Raw genomic sequence first — 3,793 nt, 5'->3', positions numbered from 1 at the left:
TCGAGCACGTCGAGCACCACCGCGACGTCACCGCTGCCGGGCGCCGGTTGCAGGGCGGCGGCCAGGTGACTGGCCACCGGCACCAGCAACAGCACCCGCCCGTCCGAGTCGGTGACGTGCCGGGCGTGGTGCGGGCCCGGCCGGTGGGCCAGGTGCACCAGACCGGGCAGGCGGCCGGCGACGAGGGTACGGACGATCTCGGCGGAGTTGGGCCGCATGGGCGCGACCTCCTTAGAAGGTTAGGCTTACCTAACCCGGAGCCTAGAGCACCCGACCGTCGGCGTCCACCACACCGCAGCACCTCACCGGGTCTGCTCCAACCAGGAGGCGTAGAGCAGCCCGTACACCGAGTCGGCGTCGCGGACCAGCTCGTCGTGCGGGCCGCGCTGCACCACCCGACCCCGGTCCACCACGATCACCTCGTCGGCGGCCTGCGCCGTGGAGAGCCGGTGCGCGATCGCGAGGGTGGTCCGGCCCCGGGTGACCGCGTCCAGCGTGCGCTGCAACCGCACCTCCGTCGCCGGGTCCACCGCGCTGGTCGCCTCGTCGAGCACGAGCAGATCCGGGTCAGCCACGTACGCGCGGGCCAACGCGACAAGCTGACGCTCGCCGACGCTGAGCGCCTCGCCGCGCTCCCCGACGGGAGTGTCCAGGCCCGCCGGCAGACCCTCCAGCCAGTCCGACAGACCCAGCTCGGTGAAAGCGGTGCTCAGCTGCTCGTCGGTCAACTCCGGACGAGCGAAACGGACGTTGTCCCCCACTGTCGCGTCGAACAGGAACCCGTCCTGCGGCACCATCACCACGCGCGAGCGCAGCGAATCGAACCGGACATCCGTCAACGGCACCCCGGACAGCAGCACCGCCCCGGCCGACGGGTCCATCAGCCGGGTCAGCAGCTTGGCGAACGTGGTCTTGCCGCTGCCGGTCTCACCGACCACCGCCACCCGACTCTTCGCCGCGATCTCCAGCTCGATGTCGTGCAACACCGGCGGCCCACCCGGATAGGCGAACCGCACCCCGGTGAACCGGATGTCCAGCGGCCCGCCCGGCAACTCCCGCCCCTGCTCCCCCGGGTCGGCCACGTCCGGGGCGACGTCCAGCACGTCCAACACCCGACGCCAGCCAGCAATCGCGTTCTGCGCCTCGTTGAGCACCTCGGTGGCGATCTGCACCGGCTGGATGAAGAGCGTCACCAGGAAGAGGAACGCGGTCAGCTGGCCGATCGACAGCGTGCCGTCCACCCCCAACACCACACCCAGCACCACCACGCCGGCCAGCGCCAGCCCCGCCGCCAACTCCCCGACCGAGCTGCCCACGATGCTGATCCGGATCGCCCGTTGCTGCGCCAGGCGCTGCTTGTCGATCGCCTCGTCCAGCCGCCGCTCCGTACGCCCGGCGATCCCGTACGCCCGGATCACCGGCGCGCCCACCACGCTCTCGCCGATCGCGCCGAGCAGCGTCCCGGTGCGCTGGCGCACCGTCGCGTACGCCGAGCCGAGGCGACGTTGCAACTGCCGGATGACGAACACCGCCGGCAGGAACGCGGCCAACACGACAAGGGTCAACTGCCAGGAGTACGCCAGCATGACGGCGGTGGTGACCACCAGCTGACCCAGGTTGACCAGCAGGATCACCCCGCCCCACTGGAGGAACTGGGTGATCTGGTCGACGTCGCTGGTCACCCGCGAGACCAACGAACCCCGCCGCTCCGACTGCTGGTGCAACATCGACAGGTCGTGCACGTGCCGGAACGCCCGCGTCCGGACATTGGCCAACGCCGTCTCGCTGACCGTGAACAGCCGGCGCATCATCAGGTAGCCGCAGATCGTGGTGATCGTCAGGATCGCCGCGGTGATCGCCACCACCGTCCAGACCACGGTCAGGTTCAGACCGCCGACGAGGCCCCGGTCGATGCCCTGCTGCACCGCCACCGGCACGGCGACCCGACCGACCATGTAGACCAACGCCAGGCCCAACGTGCCGGCCAGACCGATCCGTAGCTCCGGCGAGAGCGCCAGGCCCCGACGCAGGGTCTGCCAGGTCGTCTCCTCCCGCTGCCCGCGCTCCTCGACACTCACCGGGTCACGCCTTTCGTTCGCGACTGCGGGGCTCCGCTTCGCTGCACTCCTCGCGCTCACCGGGCCCGCCTTCCGTTCGCGACTGCGGGGCTCCGCTTCGCTGCACTCCTCGCGCTCACCGGTCCACCTCGATTTCCAGGCCCGACGGCAGCGGCGCCACGTCGTCGCCGTACGAACTCTCCTGCGCGCGCTCGACCTCGGCCTGCTCGTAGGCGGTGACCAGGTCGACGTACCCGGGCACGGTGGCCAACAACTCGCTGTGGGTGCCCCGGGCGACCACCCGTCCCTGCTCCACGTAGATGACCTCGTCGGCGAGCGCGATGGTGGCCCGCCGGTACGCCACCACCAGGATCGACGCGGCCGGAACGCCCGCCGCCGCGGTCGACGACCGCAGCCCCGCCAGGATGGCCGCCTCCACTCGGGGATCGACAGCGCTCGTCGCGTCGTCGAGCACCAACAGGCGCGGTCGGCCGGCCAGCGCGCGGGCCAGGGTGAGCCGTTGGCGCTGACCGCCGGAGAGCGAGGTGCCCCGCTCGCCGACCATGGTGTCCAGACCGTCGGGCAGCGCGGCGACGAACCCGTCCGCCTCGGCCAGCCGCAGCGCCGCCCAGACCACCTCGTCGTCGACGCCGGGCCGGTCGAGGGCGATGTTGGCGCGGACCGTGTCGTCGAAGATGAACGGCACCTGGGCGACCAGGGCCACCGTGCCGGCCAGCGAGGCGGAGGTCAGCTCGCGCACGTCCACGCCGTCCAGGCTCACCGTGCCGGAGTCCGGGTCGACGAGCCGCACCGCCAGCGAGGCGATGGTGGACTTGCCGGCGCCGGTGGGCCCGACCAGGGCCACCGTCCGACCGGACGGCACCGTGAAGCCGACCTCGCCGAGGACCTGCGCGCCGGGCGGGTGCGCTTCGGCGGGCGGGTAGGAGTAGTGCACGTCGTGGAAGGTGAGGGTGGCCGGCGCGGTCTCGTTCGGGTCGAGCACCCGCTGCCCGTACGGCATCTCGCCGGTGGCGTCGAGCACCCGGCGGACCCGGTCCCAGCCGGCGACGCTGCGCGGCAGCTCGGCCAGCACCCAACCGATGGCCCGCACCGGAAACGCCAGCACGGTGAAGAGGAAGGCCACGCTGACCAGCTCGGTCACGCTGATCGCGCCCTGGCGCAGCCGGAACGCCCCGACCACCAGCACGGCGAGGGTGCCGAGGCTGGGCAGGGTCTCCAACAGCGGGTCGAAGATGCCGCGCAGCCGACCGACCGCGATCAACGAATCGCGCAGCTCACCGGCTCGGCCCGCGAACCGGGCGGTCTCCTGGGCCTCGCGACCCATCGTCTTGACCACCAGGGCCCCGTCGAAGCTCTCGTGGGCGATGCCGCTGACCTCGGCACGCAGCCGCTGCGCCCGGGCCTGCCGGGGTGCCATCCGGCGGGAGTAGATGACGTTGAGCGCGAACAGCGCGGGGAAGACCGCGAGGCCGACCAGGGCGAGCGCCCAGTCGGTGGCGAAGAGCGACACGATGGCGCCGACCAGCATCACCAACGTGCCGACGGCGAACGGCAGTGGCGCGATCGGGTACCAGGCCGCCTCCACGGCGGAGTTGGCGTTGGACAGCAGGGTGCCGGTGGAGTTGCGGTGGTGCCAGGACAGCGGCAGCTCCAGGTACCGACGGGTGACCCGGCGGCGGTAGGAGGCCTGGAGGCGGTACTGCATCTGTCTCTTA

General features: G+C 71.9%; 2 protein-coding genes and 1 pseudogene. All 3 read right to left on the bottom strand.

Annotation, left to right across the window (positions count from 1 at the left end):
* Positions 1-218, bottom strand: a pseudogene (locus tag KBX53_RS25575) (DUF2470 domain-containing protein); the annotation flags it as partial.
* Between the two features lie 84 nt (positions 219-302).
* Positions 303-2,078, bottom strand: coding sequence for an ABC transporter ATP-binding protein (locus KBX53_RS25570; protein WP_030334446.1), 1,776 nt, complete (start codon positions 2,076-2,078; stop codon positions 303-305).
* 115 nt (positions 2,079-2,193) lie between these two features.
* On the bottom strand, positions 2,194-3,793 hold a 1,600-nt coding region (locus KBX53_RS25565), incomplete at its 5' end, for an ABC transporter ATP-binding protein (RefSeq protein ID WP_210862064.1).

It is taken from the genome of Micromonospora sp. M51 (assembly GCF_018070305.1).
Taxonomy (GTDB): domain Bacteria; phylum Actinomycetota; class Actinomycetes; order Mycobacteriales; family Micromonosporaceae; genus Micromonospora; species Micromonospora parva.
This window is presented reverse-complemented; position numbering and strand designations above follow the sequence as displayed.